We start from the raw sequence: 19,477 nt of genomic DNA, 5'->3' as shown, positions 1-19,477 counted from the left end.
TTACCGTTTGTAATGTTATTGTAATGTTCGGGACACGCAGGGGTCAGCTTGCACCTGCCTAATCTGGCCCCGGCTCGAACAAGAAAGGTCTGTCTTACCCATGTTGTCAGTTTCCAAAATGCGCCGCCTTGGCGGCGTCTCAGTTCTGGTCCTCGCCGCGCTTGCTGCGGGATCGCTGCTCGACCGCGCCGTGGCCCCGGCCTACGCGATGCAGGAAATTTCCGAACCCCATTTTGCTGCCGCCATCCCGGCTGGCGCACCGATGTCCTTCGCTGATCTGATTGAGCATGTCAGCCCGGCCGTGGTGACGATCCAGGCCAGTTCGATGCCGGAAGCCGTCAGTGGCACCGCAGATCTCGAAAACATGCCGCCGCAAATGCGCGAATGGCTGGAGCGCCAGTTTGGCGGTCGCGCCGCGCCGCAATCAGCCCAGCCGCGCCAATCGCTCGGTTCGGGGTTCTTCATTTCGGCTGACGGCTATCTCGTCACCAATAACCATGTCGTCGACGGTGCGACCGAGATCACGGTCGGCACGGCGGGCGGCGAGACCTATCCGGCACGCGTGATCGGGCTCGATCCGCAGACCGATCTGGCGCTGCTCAAGGTCGATGAGGATATCAGCTTCCCTTTCGTCACTCTCGAGGACCAGCCGCATTACCGCGTCGGCGACTGGGTCGTCGCAGTTGGCAATCCCTTCGGGCTCGGCGGCACGGCGACGGCCGGCATCATCTCGGCGACGGGCCGCGAGATCGGCAATTCGACCTATAATGATTTCCTCCAGATCGACGCCCCGATCAATCGCGGCAATTCCGGCGGACCGACCTTCAGTCTCGACGGCAAGGTCGTCGGGGTGAATTCGCAGATCTTCTCGCCAACCGGCGGCAGTGTCGGGATCGGCTTCGCCATCCCGTCTGATGTTGCGGCGCGTGTTGTCGCCTCGCTGCGCGAGAATGGCCATGTGTCACGCGGCTGGCTCGGTGTCGGCATCCAGAATGTCACCGAGGATATCGCCAGCGCGATGGGGCTTGATGCGTCTACCGGTGCGATTATCAGCTCGGTCGTCTCCGGTGGACCGGCCGACCAGGCTGGTTTCCAACGCGAAGATATCGTGCTCAAGGTCAATGACGACAGCGTCGAAAACTCCCGTGATTTGACCCGCCGTATTGGCGATCTCGCCGCTGGAACCCAGGTGCGGTTCCGCATCCTGCGTGACGGGCACGAGCGGACCTTGCGCGTCGAACTGGGCGACCGGCCTGATGATACTGCGCTCAGCCAGTTGCCGAGCCGGGAACAGGCCGATGGCACGGTTGAAATTTTCGGCATGAGCATGACGCCTGTGACCGATGAGGTTCGCGAAGCCCGTGGCCTGCCAATGGGCACGGTCGGTCTGGTCGTCGAAACGTTGACGCCTGGCGGCGAAGCCGCCCGCAAGGGTTTGTCGCGCGGCGATATTATTCTTGAGGCTGGCGGTGAAGTGGTCGGCTCTACCGACGCTCTGCGAGCCGCGGTCAACGAGGCTCGTGGCGGACATCGCAGCGCCATTTTATTGCTGGTCGAGACGCAGGGCGGGCAGCGCTATATCGCGCTCCAGCTCGGCGACGCTGAATAGTCGGGAGGAGACTGCCATGCGTATTCTGATCGTTGAGGACGACCGCGAAGCGGCGAATTATATCCGCAAGGGCCTTCGGGAATCCGGCCATGTCGCCGATCATGCCCCCGATGGTGAAGCCGGGCTGGAGATGGCCCGGGCCGCCGAGTATGACGTGCTGGTCGTCGATCGGATGATGCCGCGCATGGACGGTCTGACCATGGTTGCCGCCCTGCGCGGTGACAATATCCGCACGCCCGTGCTGATCCTGTCAGCCCTCGGCGAGGTCGATGACCGCGTCGAGGGGCTGAAGGCCGGCGGCGATGATTATCTGGTCAAGCCCTATGCCTTCGCCGAGCTTCTGGCGCGGGTCGAGGCGCTGGCCCGCCGGCGCGATCCTGACGCGGTCAAAACCCGCCTTGTGGTCGGCGATCTGGAAATGGATCTGCTGGCCCGCAAGGTGGTACGCAGCGAGGAGGAAATCCTGCTGCAGCCGCGTGAATTCCGTCTGCTGGAGTTTCTGATGAAACATTCCGGCCAAGTGGTGACACGCACCATGTTGCTCGAGAAGGTCTGGGACTATCATTTCGACCCCCAGACCAATGTGATCGATGTGCATATTTCGCGCCTGCGTTCCAAGATCGACAAGCCGTTCCCGCGGGCCTTGCTGCACACGGTGCGCGGAGCCGGCTATCGCTTGCAGGCCTGATCTGACGTGAATAGTCGCGGCGCCGCCTTTCTGAGAACGACGGCCTTCCGGCAGACCCTTCTGTCGGCAGGCCTGTTCGCCCTGTCCAGCTTCGTCATTCTCGCTTTCGTCTATGTGGCGTCAGCGGGGATGATGATGCGGCGGGCCGACGAGTCGATCAATGAAGAGGTCGTGGCCCTGCAGGAGCGCTTCCAGGCCGGCGGCATCCGCGACATCAACCGCTATATCCTGCAACGCACCGTCGGCGGCGGCGCCGATTATCTCTACCTGCTGGTCCATCCTTCCGGGCGCGCACTGTCAGGCAATCTGTCCGGCCTGCCCGACGTGCAGGCGGACGATGAGGGCCGGTTGCAATTCACCTACCGGCGCCCGCCAGCGGGCGGTACGACCGAGACCGACAAGGATGATCGCGCCGGGCGCGGCCGCATCATCGACCTGCCCAGCGGTTATCGCCTGTTTGTTGGGCTTGATGTCGACGAGGAAAACCGCCTCGTGCGGCGCATATTCAACACCATTCTGGCCGCCTCGGCGCTGGCGCTGGCGTTGGGCGTGGCGGCCGGGATTTTCGTCAGCCGCCGCTTCGTCCGGCGGTTGGACGGGATCAATACCGTCGCGCGCAGCGTCAAGGCCGGCGATCTCAAACGCCGCGCCGAGCGCAATTTCACCGGCGACGAGCTCGACGAATTGTCCGAGAATTTCAACTCCATGCTCGACCGGGTCGAGGCGCTGATGCATCGCATGCGACATAGCGGCGACAGCATCGCCCATGACCTGCGCACCCCATTGACGCGGATGCGCAACCGGCTCGACGAGGCCCTGCGCGATGAAGGCGATATCGAAGCGCGTGAGCAGGCGCTCGAACGCGCTGTTGCCGATACCGACGAATTGCTCGGCATTTTCAACGCCATTTTGAGCCTCTCGCGACTGGAAGCCGGTGAAAGCCGGACCGCCATGGCGCGGCTTGATCCGGCCGATATCGCGACGGATCTCGCCGAGCTCTACCAGCCGGTCTGTGAGGATGAAGGCCTGTCGTTTGACAGCGAAGTCCAGCAAGGTCTGGCGATGCTGGGTGATCGCGGGCTATTGTCGCAAGCGCTCGCCAATCTGCTCGACAATGCGGTGAAATACACACCCGGCGGCGGTGCCGTCGCGCTGCGCCTGCGCCAGACAGCCGAGGGGCGGATCGAGTTCTCGGTCACCGACACCGGACCGGGCGTTCCCGAGGCTGACCGTGAGCGGGTGACGCAACGCTTCGTCCGGCTCGACGACTCGCGCACCTTGCCCGGGTCAGGGCTTGGTTTGTCGCTGGTGCTGGCGATTGCCGACATCCACAATGGCAAATTCCTGATCGAGGAGGGGCCGGGCGTCGTGGAAGGCGGGCACGGCCCCGGCCTGCGCGCTTCGCTCAGCTTTCCGGTCGCACCGAAGTCAAGCAAGGCATAAGGCTTTCCAGCGCCTGACAATCACGCCAGTTTGAGCCCATGTCTGAAACCTTGCCCCTGCTCGCTGCCGAACTTCGCCCCTTGCCCGGCTGGGCGCCGGGCCAATGCGGGCATCTACTGGCCGATCTGCCGGCTCCGGTACAGGCGGCGCTCGCCGAAGCTTGGCCGTTTCTCGACAGCGTGTTTGCCGCCGCGCCCTATCTGGGCCGGCTCGCCCAACGCCGGCCCGAGGGGCTTGCGGCCTGCACCCGCCAAAGCGCTGAGATCCGTCTTGAACAAGCGATCCGCGATGTCGTGGATGCGGGTGAGACGGCGGCGGACATCGCCGCCCTCGATGCGGCTTTGCGCCGGGCCAAGGCGGATATGCATCTGCTGGTCGCCTTGGCCGATTTGGCCGGACGCTGGGACGTCGCCCAAGTGACCGGTGCGGTGACCGCTTTTGCTGATGCGGCGGTGCGGGCCGCTCTGCTGGCGCATGTCCGCTTTGCCGCCGTGCAAGGCAAGCTGGTCGCGCCCGCCGACACCGCCAATCCGCTGCCGGGCCTGTTCCTGTTCGCCCTGGGCAAGATGGGGACCGGCGAGCTGAACTACTCCTCCGACATCGATCTGGTGGCGCTGTTTGACCCTGAAGCTTTGCAGCTGCCGCCGTCCGAGGAACCGCGCAAGCGTTTGCCGCGCCTTGTCCAGGCCATCGTTCGCAGCCTGCACGAGGTCACCGCTAACGGCTATGTCTTCCGCACAGATTTGCGGCTGCGCCCCGATCCGGGCTCAAGCCCGGTGGTGATCTCAACCGAGGCGGCGTTGAATTACTACGAGTCCTTCGGTCAGACTTGGGAGCGGGCGGCCTGGATCAAGGCACGTCATTGCGCCGGCGATGCCATCGCGGCGCGCGAATATCTGGACCGCATGCAGCCCTTCATCTGGCGCCGGGCGCTGGATTTTGCCGCCATTGACGATATTCGCGGCCTTGCACGCCAGATCCAGACGGTGGGCCGCCGCGGTGAAATCCGGCCGGCCGGACATGATCTCAAGCTTGGGCGTGGCGGGATCCGCGAAATCGAGTTCTTCGCGCAAGTGCCGCAATTGGTGTTTGGCGGCCGCGATGCCAGCGTGCGGGTCTCGCCGACCCTGAAAGCCCTCGCGGCGCTGCAGGCGCGCGGTGTGGTCGATGCAGCGACTGTGCAGTCGCTGAGCGAGGATTATCGCTGTCTGCGCGCCTGGGAACACCGGATCCAGATGCGCCAGGACGAGGCCAGCCAGACACTGCCCCAGCGTGATGCAGACCGTGCGGCGGTCGCGACGATGGCAGGTTATGGCGCGCTGGCTGCATTTGACGCCGCCGTTGAAGCCTTGTTGCGCCGGGTCCATGGTCATTTCTCTGATCAATTCGAAGATGACGCCTCGTTGTCCTCGCAGGCGGGAACCCTGATCCTGACCGGTGTTGAACCAACGCCAGACACATTGGCGACGCTGGAAACGCTTGGCTTTCAGCAGGCCGAACAGGTGTGGAAGCGGCTCAATGGCTGGGCCGCCGGCAAGGTCCGCGCCGCGCGCAGCCCGCGCGGGCGCACCCTGTTGGCGCAGGTCGCCCCGCGACTGGTCGATATCATGGCCGCCACCGGCGAGCCGGATGCGGCCTTTATCCGCTTTGCGACATTTTATGAGAATCTGCCGATGGGCGTGCAGCCGCTCTCCTTGCTGATGAATGAGCCCGCACTGGCGGCGGACCTGATCCAGATCCTGACGATTGCGCCGCGCATGGCCGCTGATCTGGCCCGGCGGCCCAACATGCTCGATGTGATGCTGGACAGCCGCTTTTCCGTGCCACTGGCGCAGGATACGCCGGATGATTTTCGCAATCGGCTCGATGCGCAGGTTTCGGCCAGCGACAGCTATGAATCAGCGCTCAATGCGGCGCGGCGGCTGGTCCGCGAGGAGCGCTTTCGGGTTGGGGCGCAGATCCTGCGCGGCACTGCCGATGCGCAAACCGCTGGCGCTGCCTATTCCTCGATTGCCGATGCGGCCGTGGAGTGCATGGCGCAGGCGGCGGAACGCGAAACCGCGCGGCGCTGGGGCGAGATGCCCGGCGGTTATGCTGTTCTGGGCATGGGCAAGCTGGGCGGGCGCGAACTGGCGGCCGATTCCGATCTCGATATGATGATCGTCTATGAGGGCGGTGAGGGGGCCCAGACCTGGTTTTCCCGCTTCGCCCAGCGCCTGATCAGCGCCCTGGCAGCACCGACCGAGGAGGGCGATCTCTACGAGGTCGACATGCAATTGCGCCCCTCCGGCAAAGCGGGCCCCGTGGCCGTGAGGTTGGCGCGCTTTGCGCAATATTATTTTGACGAGGCCTGGACCTGGGAATTGATGTCGCTGACGCGGGCGCGGGTGATCGCTGGTGACGCGGTGACCGGTGATGCGGTGATGGTAGCGGTCGAAACGGCGCTGTGTAAATTGCGCCCGAGCCAGACCCTGCTGAGCGATGCACGTGAGATGCGTGAGCGTCTCGAAACCGCCAAGCCGGCGCGCAATGAGTGGGAGATCAAGAGCCGGACCGGTGGTCTCCAGGACATCGAATTCATCGCCCAAACCCTGCAGCTCATCACCGCCGCTGACGGTCATCCGGTGCGCAATTCCACGACCTTGGCCTTCGCGACCCTGTCGCAGGCCGGTGCGGTGACGGCCAAGGATGCCGCCTTTCTCAGTGAGAGCGTGCATCTCTATCTCGGCATCGCCCAATTGCTGCGCGCGGCGCACGGCACCGGCTTTGATCCGGCGGGGGCGAGTTCGGGCTTCACGACATTGCTGCTGTCGCTGGCTGGCGCTGACGATATGGATCAGCTGCGGGCGCAGCTTGATGTTCGCTGTTTGAAAGTCAGGGCGCTATTCCATCACTATTTGCACGCGCGCTGACCGGTCCGCGACGGATTTTCCTGCTCATTGCGTTGAAGGGGCATGCGAGGACGCTGACAAACAGGATTTTACCCATGAAAAACTCAATTCTCATCACATTGCTGGCCGGCTCGGCGATGATGCTGGCTGGAACCGCAGCCCAGGCACAGCCTGGTCGCGGTCATGACGGCCCTGGTCGTCACGGTGGTTCGGGCGGTGGCATGGAGCACGGCATGATGATGCTGCGCGTGGCCGACGCCAATGGCGATAATTCGATCACCCGCGCCGAACTGGATGCGCTGCAGGGCGAAATGTTCGACTGGATGGACCGCAATGGCGATGGCTATCTCGATGAGGCCGATCAATCGCCGGTCCATCAACGCATGCGCGCCATGCGCGAAGCGAACCCGGAGCAGGCCGACCGGCCAGAACGCGAAGGCCGGCGCGCCGACCATCGCCGTGGCGGTGAACGTCGCGGTCCAGACGCCGAACGGCGCGGCCCGGATGCCGAACCTGGGATGCAGCGGGCCGATGCCGATGGCGATAATCGGGTCTCGCGCGCCGAATTCCTCGGCGTCGAGCACCCCGGCTTTGCACGGCTCGACCAGGACAGCGATGGCGTGATCACGCCGGCAGAGCTGGACGCATCAGTCGAGCAGCGCCATGATCGCCGTCGCTGGTGGCGTAACTAGTGTCTTTGCCATGTTTGACGGGCGCGGAATGGCAAATGAAGTCCGGATCGGCAACGATCCGGCGGCCTTCCGCACCCGCAACATGGCGTTAGACATGACGGGTGGAGAGACCGACGAGGCCCTCATGGCACGGATCGCCGAAGGCGACCGTGCCGCCGCCCGGCTATTGATGCATCGACGCCTACCACGCATTGTCGGCTTGGCGCACCGCATGCTCGGTGACGCCGCCGCGGCCGAAGACATTGCCCAGGAGACTTTTATCCGGGTCTGGAATGCGGCGGATCGCTGGCAGCCCGGTCGGGCCCAGGTTTCGACCTGGATGAGCCGGATCGCGATCAATCTCTGCCATGACCGCCGCCGCAAGCAGCGCGAAGTCATGCCGGAGATCCTGCCCGACCGGCCGGACCCGGCGCCGGATCAGGAGAGCGTTCTGGTTCGCACAGAGACGGAAAACCGGGTTGCCGACGCCATGGTCCAATTGCCCGAACGGCAAAGGCAGGCGATGGAACTCGTGCATTTCCAGGAAATGAGCAATATCGATGCGGCTGACATCTTGTCGGTCAGTGTCGATGCCCTCGAATCCCTGCTCGCGCGGGGACGGCGGAATCTGAGATCGATCCTGATCGGGGAAGCCGCAGAATTGATGTCGGGCTATCAGGGCGTCCCGGCAGCGCAAACAGGTATAGAGCCATGACCGAAGAACGATTTCAGCAGATTTTGAGTGCCTATGGCGCCAATACCGAGCGCTGGCCCGCGGCTGAGCGCGATGCGGCGCAGGCGTATGCAGCGGCCAATCGTGAACGGCTCGCCGCGGCTCTGGCGCTTGAGGCCGGGCTGGACGAGTTGTTGGGGCCAGCCGAACGGCCAGCCAGTGAATTGCTCGAACGCCGCATCCTGCGCTCGCTGGAACAACTGCCGGTCTGGAATTGGCGCGCGCCTGCCGCTGCCGCCGCTGCGGCGCTGATTGTCGGTGTCATGCTCGGCTTTTCCAGCGGCGCCTTAATGGCGCCCACCGACGATGTCGAAACCTATTATGCTGATGCTTTCACCGGTCTGGACCAGGACTGGGTGGATTGGCTTGGAGTAGACGCATGAGATCGCCAACCCCCTGGATTGCCGCCCTGCTGGTCTCCGTACTCGCCAACGGCGCGCTGATTGGTTTTGTGCTGCACAAAAACGCTGATGGCCCATCCTGGCGCGTTGCGCATGAGGATGGCCCTCGACCGGGGCCGCCACGCAGCGGGCCGATGTCGGGTTTTGATGTCCGCGGCTTCCTTGCGGCTCTGCCCGAGGCGGAACGCGAAATCGCTGAACGGCGCCTGCACCAGAATATGGAAACAATGCGAGGGCTTGGGCGCCAGGCCTATGAGGCGCATCAGCAGGCTGATGCCGTTCTCGCGGCCGAGCCTTTTGATGCGGTAGCGGCGCAGGCGGCGCTCGGACGTGTGCGCGAGATTCGCCTCGGCTTCGAGACGCAGATGGAAGCCTCGCTGATCGAGGTCATCGCCGACCTCGACCCTGAGGTTCGTGCGGCGGCGTTGGAGGCGGGCCGGGTTGAGTCCTACCGCGGCAGACGCGGGCCGGATTCGCGGCGTCGTCATGATGGCGCCCGACACGAACGGCCAGATGGCCCCGAGGGGCCGGAACGTCGTTAAGCTTGTTGAACGTTTGGCGCGGCGCGCCTATTCGCCGGCGGTTTGCCGCGATGGCATCGGCGCATCGACGAATTCGTCTTCATATTCGAGCATGGCGTCGTTGCCGCCCTCGTCGATAGCGGCCAGCGTCTCCAGTGCGTCAGCGACCGCGACGCCGCCACCGGACCGGATTGGTTGATCCTGGCTGATCGGCAGCACGAAGCTGACGGTCGTGCCCTCACCAAGCTTGGAATCGATCGACAGCGTGCCGCCATGCAGTTCGATCAGCGATTTTGACAGCGCCAGTCCAAGGCCGGAGCCCTGATGGCTCTTGGAGTGCTGACTCTCGATCTGTTCGAATGGACGCCCCAGTCGTGGCAGATCCTCGGTCGCAATGCCGATGCCGGTATCGGAGACCTGGAAGGCGACGCCGAGACCTGACATGAAGCCGCGAATTGTGACGCGCCCGCCTTCCGGGGTGAATTTCACGGCATTGGAGACCAGGTTGATCATCACCTGTTTGAAGGCGCGCGGATCGACTTCGATCTCCGGCAGATCGGAAACATCGGCGTGGAGGCGAAGTTGTTTTTCCTCGGCACGGCCACGCACGATACGGACGCACTGCTCGACCAGATCGGCGGCATCGGTCGGCTCGGTCTGGAGTTGCATCTTGCCGGCCTCGATCTTCGACATGTCGAGGATGTCATTGATCAATTCGAGCAGGTGTTGGCCTGAGCCGAGAATGTCCTTCATGTAGCCGACATAGCGCTTGTCGCCGATCGGTCCGAACATTTCGCGCAACATGATCTCCGAGAAGCCGTTGATCGCATTCAGCGGCGTGCGCAATTCATGGCTCATATTGGCAAGAAATTCACTCTTCGAGCGATTGGCTTCCTCGGCGCGAATCTTTTCTTCTTCATATTTTTTGGCGAGATCGGCGATCCGGGCCTGGCTGCGTTTGACGTCGTCGACGGTCTTGCGCAACTGGGCTTCGTTCTCCGTCAGGGCCGCTTCGTGATGCTTGAGGTCGGTAATGTCGGCACCAACGCTGACCAGGCCGCCATCGGCGGTCGCTCGCTCGGAATAGTGCAGCCAGCGCCCGTCGGCGAGCTCGATCTCATAGGTCTCGGTGCCGTCGGCATCGCCATGAACCGCCTTGATGGCGCGCGCGGCAGCCTGCTCGACGGCGCCGTAGCTCATCCCTGGTTTCAGCCGTCCGTCGGAGAAGTTGAACAGGTCGCGGAATTTGCGATTCCAGAGCACCAGGCGTTGGCGCGAATCCCACAGCACGAAAGATTCGGTCATCGATTCGAGTGCTGCGCGCAGACGCGATTCGGCGGCAACCACGCGGGCTTGGGCGCCCTTGCGGTCGGTGACGTCGATCGCGACGCCGACAATACGGGCCGTGGTGGCGTCGCCGGCATCGTTGAGAATGCCGCCGCGCATTTGCAGCCAGACCGGGGCTGACGCCGCGAGGACTTCAAGATCAACCTCGCCGCCCGTTGGTGCACCACGCATCGCGGCGCGCAGCTTCTCACGGTCGGAGCGGCTGAACAATTTGAGGAATTCGGCTCCGCTGCACTGCATCGCATCACCGATGCCGAGAATGCGTGCCAACGAGTCGGTGACAAACACGGTGTCATCATCCGGATTCCAGTCCCAGACGCCGCAGCGTGCGCCTTCGATGGCAAAGCGGAAACGCTGTTCATTGTCGGCCAATAGCTGCCGCGTCGAGCGAAGCCGGCCCATTTGCATGAAAACGAGAGCGCTCAGACCCATGGCGACAAAGATCGGGGCGATGAACATCAACCCGTAGAAAGAAATGGTGCGATACCAGGCATTCTGGTTGATGCGCATCGCGCCAAGCGCATAGACGTGCAGATCGGTCCCGGAAATCGGTGCCACGGCGAATGTCACCTGCTCTTCGCCGAAATGCGCCTGCGAGCTGGCCCCGCCACCACCTGTCGCGAGCTGCTGGATGAAGTCCTGGGTCAGGCCGAAGCGCTGGGCCAGCGACGTGCCGGGCCGCGCGCCGGTGATTTGTGGCCGGATGGCGAGCATGTGGCCCTCGCCATCAGCGAGCGCGACGACGCGCTCTGCGCCCCAATCGGGCAGAACTGCGAGGGCTGGCAGACGGGCGACAAAGGCACCGACCGTGCCATCGCTTAACTGGGTCGGCACCGCCAATACCAGATAGGCGTGGCCGTCATCTGTAATTTCGGTGGTGAAGCCGGAAGAGGCGTCGAGCGCGATGCCTGCGGCCTCGCGCAGCTCGATGTCGGGCTCACCAGAGGCGAGCATGCGGCCGTCGGGCAGCAGAAGGGCAAGCTCGGCAATCAGTTCGGATTCATTCAGGGTGGCGAGCCGGGCGCGGGCAACGCGCTCGATGTCCTGTAGCGGCGTATTGCGCAAATCGGCGCTCGCGAAGGACAGGGCGTAGCGCGCTTCGGCCAGCCGACCGGTGACGCGTTCGGCGAGATAGCCGGCGGCATTGGCTTGGGAGCGTTCGGCCTCGATGATGAGGGCGTCACGCTCTTGTTGAATCTTGACTAGAAGTATTCCGCCATACGCGAGCGAAAACAATATCATGGCCAGGATAATCCAGGTCGCACCGCTGCTGCGCCCTGCCTTCGGCGCGCGTGCCGGTCGCGATGGCGCGGCCGAGCGGGCGGGGCCTGCCTCGTCGGGGAGGGGCCGGATGCGAGGGGCGTCCTGATTCATGGCGCTAAACTACGGTGCGTTCGCCAGTCCTGTCGACTGCCGATCCATTGCGTACGGGCATTCACGCCGCGTCCACGCTTCCCTTGTCAGCGCCTTCGTCGGCAGCGGCAGCGGCTTTGGCTCCGGCGCGACGTTCTTCGCCATGGTAGACGCGCTCCTCGGGCCCTTGGCGCCGCCGATCGGGCCCAAAATATGATTTGTTGCGAATGAAGGGCCGCGGTGTGTTAACCACCGAGACGATTTTGGCGAACATATCGCGGGCGGTGATCGGCTTGCAGCAGAATTCGGTGACGCCGGCATCGCGCGCTCTCTGCACCCGGCTTCGCTCCGAATAAGCGCTCAGCATGATGATCGGGATCAGCGGGTTGGGACTGTCGTCGGCAGTGCGGACCAAACGTACGAAGTCGAGCCCGTCAAGGATGTCCATTTGATAATCGGTGACGATGAGATCGACGGCGTCCGAGCGCACAGTATCGAAAGCTTCAGCGGGATCACGCGATTCATAGATCGTCTTGATCCCGAACCCGTGCATCAGGGTACGCAGAATGGTCAGCATATAGCTGTTATCATCAACAATGAGAACTTTTAGTCGGCTCAGATCAACGGCCATGATCTACCTATAATCGTGTCAGGCAGCGCGTGAAGGCTTCCGTCTTGGGTCAGTGAGCACCTTAAGCGGAATAGGCTTACCGAAATAGTAACCCTGGCCGTAGATGACACCGAGGGCCAGCATTTGCTTGGCACGCTGTTCGGTTTCGATCATCTCAGCCACCGTATCGACCTTGAGCTCGCGGCATAGTGAGACCATGCCCTTGAGGATGGCCAGGTCGCGTTCGCCCAGTTGCGGCTGGCGAACATAAGAGCCGTCGATCTTGACGATATCGGCCGGGAAGTCCCGCAGATACTGGAAACCGGCGGCCCCGGCGCCAAAGTCGTCGAGGCAGACCTTGTGGCCCCGTTCTCGGATTTTCTGGATGACGGCGTTGGCGGCCTTGACGTTTCTGACCGTCGCGGTCTCGGTCAGTTCGAACCGGAGACGGCTGCGGTCGATCCGTAAATCGGCCAGCACCTGCAGGAATTTCTTACCCCAGGCCGGGTTTTCCAGTGATTTGCCGGAGAGGTTGACGGCGAGAGCCGGGCGGTCGAAGTCGTCACGCAGAAAATTGGCGCCGATCTCGACCATTGCCATATCAATTTCATAGATCAGACCGGTGCTCTCTGCGAAGTCGACACTTTCGGATACGGGCTGGCCGCCGGGCAGGCGGAGCAAGAGCTCGTAATGCTCGATCTTGCCGGTCTCCAGATTGACGATGGGCTGCGCATGCGGCTCAATGACGCGGCCGGCGATGGTCGCCCGGATCTCATTCATCCGCTTGCGCGTTTCCTCCATCATCTCGGCGGCAACTTTTTGCAGGCTCTGAACGTCGAGGACATTGGCGCTGTCGGCGGCCATGTTGACGGCGTGCAGGAAGGCCTGGATGGCAATTTCGGGTTCAAGTTCCGGCGCGTCAGGGATGGAATCGATGCGGACTCGCGTATTCTTGAGCGCGTTATCGTGCAGCAAGTCCTCGATATCGGTGCGCAGGGATTTCAGATCGGCTGAAGCCGGGTGAATCAGGGCGGTCCGAGCCGCGTCGACCTGTTTGGCGACGCCGTCGTCGCTGACCGTGATCGAGCATTCAGCGGCGATGGCCTGACGCAGCATGCCGGCGCGCTGAGCACCGATCAGCCGGTCGATATCCTCAATTCCGTCGATCTGAAGCACGGACATCACCATCGGGGCGCCAGACTTGCGCGCCGTGGTAATGGCGTTTTGTGCGTTACGGGCAAAGGCTTGTGGGTCCAACTCGGCCGGGGCAGTCAACGCTGCGTAGGACATCGTCCAGCGTATCTTCTCGTCGTCGCCCAGCAGCCAGGCGCTCAATTGCACTTCCCGGCCACCAACCGCGACCCTTACCGGCCCGACACGACGGCCCGGTTTCAGGCCCCGCATCAATGCGGTTACGATCGGGCGGGACGTTCGGTCAAGCCGTTGAGCGAAGTTGATTCCGACTGTTTCGATGGAGGGCTCGCCGAGTGTGGCCGTTGCGCCGGCGGCATAACAGGTCAGCCCCTCCAAGTCCGTCTCGATCAGAACATCCGCCGCCGCGAAGGCGAAGGAAAGAAACCTGTTTCGTTGTTCGATCAGCGACATGTCAAGACTGGTTCCAAATGAGCTTGGTTCAGACTTGTAACAAAATCGTTAGGGTCGCGTTAAGGCTTGCCGCGTGTTCAGGCTGCGCGGACGGTGTGAGCTGTGGTGGCAGCTTCGGGCTTGGTTCCGATTTCGCGGACGATTTCGCTGGCCCGGCGCGCCAATGTCGTCACAGATTCTGGCAGCTCGCTCTCATCCGATGCCAGCTGGACCAATTTCTCGGCCAGTTCGAGCAGGCTCGGACTGTGGGTGAGTAGACGGGCTTGGGCTTCGATCCGGGACGGGTCGCGGTCATATTCTGCCGCGGGCACGCGCCAGCCGCCCCAATCCTTGGGATCGGTCACGACGACAGGGAAGGTTCCGGGGAAGGGGTGCCGGCTGCATTCTTCAACGGACTGCCATTTGTTTTTTGCCCGTAGCACGCGCCAATTGCCAACTTCGACGCTATCGACCTGTTCCGCTGCCAGCTCATGGGTGGTGAAATCGCGCCCCAATCCGCAATCATAATAGATCCGGACCGGTTCCTCGACATCCTTCACCCAATGGGGTTTCACGTGCTCGACAATCGCCCAAGTGCCGACTGGCGCGACGTAAACGCGTTGATGCTTGTGAAAGAGTGCTTTCGCCATGCGTCCCTCCAGACGGTTCAATCAAGCACATCCGGGTTGAAACGGTGTAAATCTGATCGGTGGCATTTGAGCGGTTGTCGGCGGGGCAGCGGACATAAATTGCCGTCCGGGCGGCTGCGCGCTATGTGGCGGCATGAGCCTTGATCGAATTCCTGATCGCCGCCTCAGTGTGGCACCGATGATGGACTGGACTGACCGGCATTGCCGGGCGTTTCACCGTGTCCTCAGTCGGCATGCCTTGCTGTACACGGAGATGGCCGTCGACAAGGCGCTGATCCATGGCGATCCGGAGCGGATTATCGGCTTCGATCCGGTTGAGCATCCGGTCGCGCTGCAGCTTGGCGGCTCGGAGCCGACGGATTTGGTCCGGGCGGCACGGATCGGGGCTGATTTTGGTTATGCCGAGATCAATCTGAATATTGGTTGTCCGTCAGACCGGGTGCAGTCTGGACGGTTCGGTGCCTGCCTGATGCAAGAGCCGGCCTTGGTCGCCGATTGCGTCAAGGCGATGCAGGACGCTGTCGCAATTCCGGTGACGGTCAAGTGTCGGATCGGTGTTGATGATCAGGATCCGCAGACGGCTTTGTTTGACTTTGTCGATGTGGTGGCTGCGGCCGGGGTGACGAGTTTTGCCGTCCACGCCCGCAAAGCCTGGCTCAAGGGCCTGAGCCCGAAAGAGAACCGCACCGTCCCGCCGCTCGATTATGGTCTGGTACGCCGTCTGAAGCAGCGCCGGCCCGACCTTGAGATTATCCTCAATGGTGGGCTCGAAACGCTCGACCAAGCGCTTGCCGAGAGTGACGGACTGGATGGGGCGATGATCGGCCGCGCGGCCTATCACGACCCTTGGGTTTTGGCGCGGGTCGATTCGCGGGTTTTTGATGCCAGTGATCCGGTCGCCACCCGTCACGACGCCTTGCTCGCCTATTACCCTTATATGCAGGCCCGGCTGGACGAGGGCGTGTCGCTCCACTCCATGACCCGGCACGTGCTGGGCCTGTTTCAGGGCTTGCCAGGGGCGCGGCAATGGCGGCGCATCCTGTCGGAGAAGGCTGGGCGCCCCGGCGCTGACCTCGACGTGCTCGACGAGGCTAGCGCCGCTGTCCCGCACCAGGATGAGGCTGCGTGATGACGGATATCCTTTTGCTCGTCGCAGCCATGGCGGTAACCGGTGCTTTCGCGGGCCTCGTGGCGGGTCTGTTCGGGATTGGCGGCGGCGTCGTCATGGTGCCGGCGATGTATTTCGCCCTCTCGGCGCTGGGCTATCAGGACGACAAGCTGATGCATGTCGCGGTCGGCACCTCACTGTCCGTGATCGTCGCGACCTCAATGCGCAGCGTCGCAGCCCATGCCAAGCATGGCGCGGTGGATTTTCAGGTGTTGCGCAGCTGGGGACCGTGGATCGTCGCCGGCACGCTGCTCGGCTCGGTGATCGCAAACCATGTCCCCGGACGGGTGTTGACGGGCCTGTTCGGCGGCATGGCGCTGTTGCTGTCAGTGCAATTCTTCTTCGGACGTCTCGACTGGAAGCTGCGCGATGATCTGCCCGGTGGCGCGGCCCGGGTCGGGTTGGCCGGACTGATCGGCATCATGTCGGCGATGATGGGGATTGGCGGCGGCGTGTTCGGCGTTACCCTGATGACGTTGTGCGGCAAGTCGATCCATAAGGCGGTCGCGACGGCAGCCGGTTTTGGTGTCGCCATCGGTCTGCCGGGCGCGATCGGCTATATCGCCAATGGCTGGGGCTCCAACATCGTGCCTTATTCGCTGGGCTATGTGAATCTGCCCGCCTTTTTCCTGCTCGCGGGATCGGCCTTCTTCGTTGCACCGATCGGGGCGCGGCTGGCTCATGATCTGCCGGCGGCGACGCTGAAGCGAGCCTTCGCGATCGGCCTGGTGGTTGTCGGCGGCATGCTGCTGAAGGAAGCCGTGCTGGGCGGGTAGTCTAGGGCCGCAGCACCAGCTCGTCGCCGCGAATTTCGACGCCCGACAGGCGATTGAGCGCCGACATCCCCAACAGGGATTGCGAGCCGTCAATCATCACCATCGCATCGACATCACTCAGTTCAAGATCGCCGAGCCGCAGCGAGCGCAAGCGCACGCCGGCCGCCGAGGATGTCCCGGCCGCTGTCTGGACCGGCTGGTTGAAGCGCAAGGCGGCGGTGTCGATGCCGGCGCGTTCGGCATCGGCGCGGTTCAGCGCGACCGTCGAGGCGCCGGTGTCCACAAGGAACAGGACCGGGCGACCATCGATTTCCGCGACAATGTAGAAATGCCCGTCGGCATTGCGGCGGATCGTTTGGGCACCGCCGGTCTCGCCTTGGGCTCGTGCGGGGACGAGATTGCCGGCCATCCGTGCACCAATTGTCGCGAAATCCTCGCGCAGGGAATAGCCGGCCAGCAAAACCATGCCGATGCCGATCCAGATGGCGAGGTCGCGTATGGCGTGGCCGGGGCGTGTCGCGATGGCGCTGACGAGCCCGCCGGAGATCAGCACGACGAGGCCGACCGCCTGCACCAGACGCATGGCCGTATCACCCTGGCCGAGACTGCCCGGCGCAGCATAGCGCATCGCCAGCAGCACGGCGGCCGTGACCAAGGCGGCCAGAGCAAGATGGGGCAACCAGCGCTTCAAGACTTGGAGCCCTTTGCGCGGCTGTGGCGGTCGGCATAGGCCGCTTCGCGCCGGGGCAGAGCGGCCAAGATCGCCTCGCGCTCGGCGTCGGAATATTTCGTCCACAGGCCGAGCTCGTCCATGGTCCGGAAACAACCGACGCAAATCCCATCCGCCGGATCGACGAAGCAGACTTTGACACAAGGCGTTTTGATCGGGGCAGGGCTCATGGGCGCCAGCATTTCGCGCTGTGGGCGTTGAGGCAAGTGCTTGCAGCTGCGCGGGCGGGCGGAATAGGGTGCCGCAGCGCTTTTCCGGGGGGGACGATATGGAAGACATGACGCTGCAATTGCGCAGTTTTGCGGGCCTGTTCATTTTCGCGGGCTTGGCTTGGGCCATGGGGCCGCGCAAGCGCTTTCCCGTCATGTTGCTGCTCGGTGCGATCAGCTTGCAATTGCTGATCGCCTGGCTGCTCTACTCGGTCGCGCCGTTTCGGGCCTTCCTGCAATCGCTGACGGGTGTCGTCGTGGTGCTGCAGGAGGTGACCAATGAGGGCGCGCAATTCGTGTTCGGCTATCTGTCGGGTGCGCCTTCACCATTCCTCGTTGATCCGGAGGGCGGCAGCCTCTTCCTGTTTGCCTTCCAGGCGCTACCGATGGTGATCGTGCTGTCGGCGCTCTCGGCCCTGTTGTGGCGCTGGCGCATTCTCGAACTCTTGGTGAAAGGTTTTGCTTATGCGTTTCGCCGTCTGCTCAACCTGTCGGGTGCTGCCAGCCTCGGTGCTGCGGCGAACATTTTTCTCGGCATGACGGAAAGCCCGGTTCTAATCCGGCCACGCTTGCCTGAGATGAGCAAGCCGGACCTCTTCCTGATCATGACGGTCGGCTTTGCCACCGTCGCCGGCTCGGTGATGGCGCTTTATGTCAGTCAGCTGACCGGCGTGATCGAGAATGCAGCCGGGCATATCTTCACCGCCTCACTGATTTCGGTGCCAGCGGCGGTGCTGCTGGCGCGGCTGATGATGCCGGCCGACCCCGATGCGGCAGCGTTGGAAAAAGCGGCGGAGAAGGAGCGAATTCCTGCGCCGATCTACAATTCCTCGATGGATGCATTGACGACCGGCGTCTCCGACGGGATGCGGCTCTATTTCAACATCATTTTTATGCTTCTGGTCTTCACCGCTCTGGTGGCGCTGGCCAATGTCCTGCTGGGATTGCTGCCGGACGTGTTCGGCGAACCGCTCAGCGCCAACCGCATCCTGGGCTGGCTGTTTGCGCCCATCGTCTGGCTGGCCGGCATTCCCTGGCGCGAGGCGACGACTGCTGGTTCCTTGATGGGGTTGAAGACGGCGCTGAACGAAGTCTATGCCTATGACCAATTGGCGCGGCTGGGCGATGCGCTCAGCCCGCGCTCCAACCTGATCATGACCTATGCCCTGTGCGGCTTCGCCAATTTCGCCAGTGTCGGGATATTGACCGGTGGCCTGGTGGCCATTGCACCAACACGGCGCGAGGACATCCTCACCCTGGCGCCCAAGGCACTGATCTCCGGCACGCTGGCGACCTTGATGACCGGTGCCGCAATTGGCGTCTTCCCGATGAGCCTGTTCGGTAATTAGTCGCCGCGTCGGGGCCAGAATTTTGAGCTCAGCCAGCCGGTGGTCGAATTGTCCTTTAACGCGTCGCGATAAGCGTTTTCCATGAAGGTTTCGAGGCCGGCGAGATCGCCCAGCAGGTCGAGCCTTGTCTTCATCGGCAGGTCGGGATCGAGGCGTTTGACGAGGCGTGCCGGATTGCCGACCATCACCGCATACGCGTCGACATCCTTGGTGATGACCGCGCGGGCACCGATCACGGCGTGGTCGCCGATTGTCACACCTTTGCCGATGAAGGCGCCATCGCCGATCCAGACATTCTTGCCCAGCTTGACGGGTTTGGAGGGCGGAGCCGGGTCGACGCGGTCATAGAGGGAATGCCAGTCGCAATCGGTGATCACGGCTTCGCGGGCAATCAGGCAGGCATCGCCGATCTCGATTGAACCGGCCGCCAATAGCCGGGTGCCACCGGCCATGAAAACACCGTCACCAATCGTGATGCGGCCTTGCTGGTCCTGCGGTGACCAGACGGTGAGGCGGACCGGATCGGCAGCGCTGGCGACGATGTGCAGCTTGTCGCCAGCCTCAATGTTCGGACCGAAAACTTCGACATGCCAAGGCCGTACGATCTTCGGATCGCTGCCTAGGGCCTCGAAATGCGGTTCCAGGAAATGCCGCGTCCAGGCGTTCTCATAACGCTCCCAGAGCCGGTGCATCCAATAGGGGCGGTGATCGCGGCGCATGGCAGCCTCTGGTAACGCGGGGCAA

General features: G+C 63.1%; 18 protein-coding genes. 11 read left to right on the top strand and 7 right to left on the bottom strand.

Annotation, left to right across the window (positions count from 1 at the left end; translation table 11 throughout):
• The first annotated feature begins 100 nt into the window (after nucleotides 1–100).
• The 8 genes from AAC029_RS09695 to AAC029_RS09660 all read left to right on the top strand — a co-directional run bounded on the left by AAC029_RS09695 (nucleotide 101) and on the right by AAC029_RS09660 (nucleotide 8,978).
• Entirely contained in the window at nucleotides 101–1,609 is a 1,509-nt protein-coding gene (locus tag AAC029_RS09695; RefSeq protein WP_339746901.1) for a Do family serine endopeptidase, read from the top strand.
• A 16-nt stretch (nucleotides 1,610–1,625) separates the two neighbouring features.
• Nucleotides 1,626–2,297, top strand: a complete 672-nt coding sequence (locus tag AAC029_RS09690; protein ID WP_339746899.1) for a response regulator transcription factor — start codon at nucleotides 1,626–1,628, stop codon at nucleotides 2,295–2,297.
• 6 nt (nucleotides 2,298–2,303) lie between these two features.
• On the top strand, nucleotides 2,304–3,740 hold the full coding sequence (locus AAC029_RS09685) for a HAMP domain-containing sensor histidine kinase (protein WP_339746896.1): 1,437 nt from the start codon (nucleotides 2,304–2,306) through the stop codon (nucleotides 3,738–3,740).
• Nucleotides 3,741–3,778: 38 nt separating this feature from the next.
• Nucleotides 3,779–6,652 carry a bifunctional [glutamine synthetase] adenylyltransferase/[glutamine synthetase]-adenylyl-L-tyrosine phosphorylase gene (locus tag AAC029_RS09680; protein ID WP_339746894.1) on the top strand — a complete coding sequence of 958 codons (2,874 nt, stop codon included), beginning with the start codon at nucleotides 3,779–3,781 and terminating at the stop codon, nucleotides 6,650–6,652.
• A gap of 74 nt (nucleotides 6,653–6,726) precedes the next feature.
• Complete coding sequence (locus AAC029_RS09675; RefSeq protein WP_339746892.1) at nucleotides 6,727–7,323, top strand: hypothetical protein; 597 nt, start codon at nucleotides 6,727–6,729, stop codon at nucleotides 7,321–7,323.
• Nucleotides 7,295–8,017, top strand: a complete 723-nt coding sequence (locus AAC029_RS09670) for an RNA polymerase sigma factor (protein ID WP_339746890.1) — start codon at nucleotides 7,295–7,297, stop codon at nucleotides 8,015–8,017. Before AAC029_RS09675 ends, AAC029_RS09670 begins: the two co-directional genes overlap by 29 nt.
• A complete protein-coding gene (locus AAC029_RS09665) occupies nucleotides 8,014–8,418 on the top strand; it encodes a hypothetical protein (protein ID WP_339746888.1) in 405 nt (134 codons plus the stop codon). The genes AAC029_RS09670 and AAC029_RS09665 overlap by 4 nt, the downstream gene beginning before the upstream one ends.
• Nucleotides 8,415–8,978: a periplasmic heavy metal sensor gene (locus tag AAC029_RS09660; protein ID WP_339746886.1), complete on the top strand. Its 564-nt coding sequence runs from the start codon at nucleotides 8,415–8,417 to the stop codon at nucleotides 8,976–8,978. Before AAC029_RS09665 ends, AAC029_RS09660 begins: the two co-directional genes overlap by 4 nt.
• Before the next feature lie 27 nt (nucleotides 8,979–9,005).
• Here AAC029_RS09660 and AAC029_RS09655 read toward each other — a convergent pair whose 3' ends face one another.
• The 4 genes from AAC029_RS09655 to AAC029_RS09640 all read right to left on the bottom strand — a co-directional run bounded on the left by AAC029_RS09655 (nucleotide 9,006) and on the right by AAC029_RS09640 (nucleotide 14,501).
• Nucleotides 9,006–11,546: an ATP-binding protein gene (locus tag AAC029_RS09655; RefSeq protein ID WP_339746884.1), complete on the bottom strand. Its 2,541-nt coding sequence runs from the start codon at nucleotides 11,544–11,546 to the stop codon at nucleotides 9,006–9,008.
• Nucleotides 11,547–11,739: 193 nt separating this feature from the next.
• Nucleotides 11,740–12,288 (bottom strand): response regulator, encoded by a 549-nt coding sequence (locus AAC029_RS09650; RefSeq protein WP_339746881.1) that lies wholly within the window; start codon nucleotides 12,286–12,288, stop codon nucleotides 11,740–11,742.
• Between the two features lie 18 nt (nucleotides 12,289–12,306).
• A complete protein-coding gene (locus AAC029_RS09645) occupies nucleotides 12,307–13,872 on the bottom strand; it encodes an EAL domain-containing protein (protein WP_339746879.1) in 1,566 nt (521 codons plus the stop codon).
• 77 nt (nucleotides 13,873–13,949) lie between these two features.
• Nucleotides 13,950–14,501, bottom strand: a complete 552-nt coding sequence (locus tag AAC029_RS09640) for a hypothetical protein (protein WP_339746876.1) — start codon at nucleotides 14,499–14,501, stop codon at nucleotides 13,950–13,952.
• A gap of 133 nt (nucleotides 14,502–14,634) precedes the next feature.
• Between AAC029_RS09640 and dusA the strand changes: the two genes are divergently transcribed.
• On the top strand, nucleotides 14,635–15,630 hold the full coding sequence (gene dusA, locus AAC029_RS09635) for a tRNA dihydrouridine(20/20a) synthase DusA (RefSeq protein ID WP_339746874.1): 996 nt from the start codon (nucleotides 14,635–14,637) through the stop codon (nucleotides 15,628–15,630).
• Nucleotides 15,630–16,445 (top strand): sulfite exporter TauE/SafE family protein, encoded by an 816-nt coding sequence (locus AAC029_RS09630; protein WP_339746872.1) that lies wholly within the window; start codon nucleotides 15,630–15,632, stop codon nucleotides 16,443–16,445. The genes dusA and AAC029_RS09630 overlap by 1 nt, the downstream gene beginning before the upstream one ends.
• Nucleotide 16,446: 1 nt before the next feature.
• Here the strand turns inward: AAC029_RS09630 and AAC029_RS09625 are convergent, their stop codons facing one another.
• Together AAC029_RS09625 and AAC029_RS09620 are read right to left on the bottom strand one after the other, a co-directional pair.
• Nucleotides 16,447–17,124 carry a TIGR02281 family clan AA aspartic protease gene (locus tag AAC029_RS09625; RefSeq protein WP_339746870.1) on the bottom strand — a complete coding sequence of 226 codons (678 nt, stop codon included), beginning with the start codon at nucleotides 17,122–17,124 and terminating at the stop codon, nucleotides 16,447–16,449.
• Nucleotides 17,125–17,132: 8 nt separating this feature from the next.
• Entirely contained in the window at nucleotides 17,133–17,345 is a 213-nt protein-coding gene (locus AAC029_RS09620; RefSeq protein ID WP_339746867.1) for a DUF1289 domain-containing protein, read from the bottom strand.
• A 98-nt stretch (nucleotides 17,346–17,443) separates the two neighbouring features.
• Between AAC029_RS09620 and AAC029_RS09615 the strand changes: the two genes are divergently transcribed.
• Nucleotides 17,444–18,733, top strand: a complete 1,290-nt coding sequence (locus tag AAC029_RS09615) for a nucleoside transporter C-terminal domain-containing protein (protein ID WP_339746865.1) — start codon at nucleotides 17,444–17,446, stop codon at nucleotides 18,731–18,733.
• Here AAC029_RS09615 and AAC029_RS09610 read toward each other — a convergent pair.
• Nucleotides 18,730–19,452, bottom strand: a complete 723-nt coding sequence (locus tag AAC029_RS09610) for an acyltransferase (RefSeq protein WP_339746862.1) — start codon at nucleotides 19,450–19,452, stop codon at nucleotides 18,730–18,732. The two genes, AAC029_RS09615 and AAC029_RS09610, sit on opposite strands and share 4 nt — an antisense overlap.
• Nucleotides 19,453–19,477: the final 25 nt, after the last annotated feature.

The organism is uncultured Maricaulis sp. (assembly GCF_963975345.1).
GTDB lineage: Bacteria > Pseudomonadota > Alphaproteobacteria > Caulobacterales > Maricaulaceae > Maricaulis.
Note: the sequence above shows the minus strand (reverse complement) of the source record. Positions and strands in the feature narration are given on the sequence as shown.